1 protein-coding gene is annotated in these 768 nt (G+C 38.3%); it reads left to right on the top strand.

What is annotated here, in order from left to right; translation table 11 throughout:
- The coding region (locus tag HNS38_RS20125; protein WP_172347013.1) for a PAS domain S-box protein at window positions 1–768 on the top strand (768 nt) is incomplete at both ends.

The raw sequence follows: 768 nt of genomic DNA, 5'->3' as shown, positions 1-768 counted from the left end.
AACAAAGTCCATCGGTAATTGCCATTACCGATACCAAAGGAAACCTTGAATATGTAAATCCTCAATTTACTGAAAGTACGGGTTATAGCACGGAAGAAGCAATCGAGCAAAATCCCCGTGTATTAAAATCGGGAGAACAATCTGAAGAATTTTATAAAGAACTGTGGGAAACAATATCTTCAGGAAACACGTGGAGAGGTGAGTTTCACAATAAAAAGAAAAACGGTGAATTGTTTTGGGAAATAGCTTCCGTTTCGCCCATATTTGATGAGCAAGGCAAAATCGTCAATTATATTAAAGTAGCTGAAGACATCACCGAGCGTAAACAAGCCGAGGACAACTTCAGACACTCCATCGATGAGTCGCCATTAGGTATCAGAATTGTAAACCAGAAAGGAAAAACCATCTATGTCAACAAAGCACTTTTGGATATTTATGAATTCTCTACTCCAGACGAATTTCATAAAACTAAAGTAATAGACCGATACACCGAGCAAAGCTATCAGAAACATCAGGAAAGAAAAACAATCAGGCAAACAGGTGGAGATGTTTATGATTACGAAAAAAGCATCCTGCGAAAAAATGGAGAAATCAGGCACCTGAGAGTGTGGCGAAAAGAAGTCATCTGGAATAGAGAAAAACATTTTCAGGTCATTAATCAGGACGTTACTGAACTAAAACTGCTTAACACCGATTTGATTCTGGCCAAAGAAAAAGCCGAAGAAAGCAACCGCTTAAAAACTGCTTTTCTGAATAATATGAGCCACG

The sequence above is a fragment of the Lentimicrobium sp. L6 genome (assembly GCF_013166655.1).
Lineage (GTDB): Bacteria > Bacteroidota > Bacteroidia > Bacteroidales > UBA12170 > UBA12170.
This window is presented reverse-complemented; position numbering and strand designations above follow the sequence as displayed.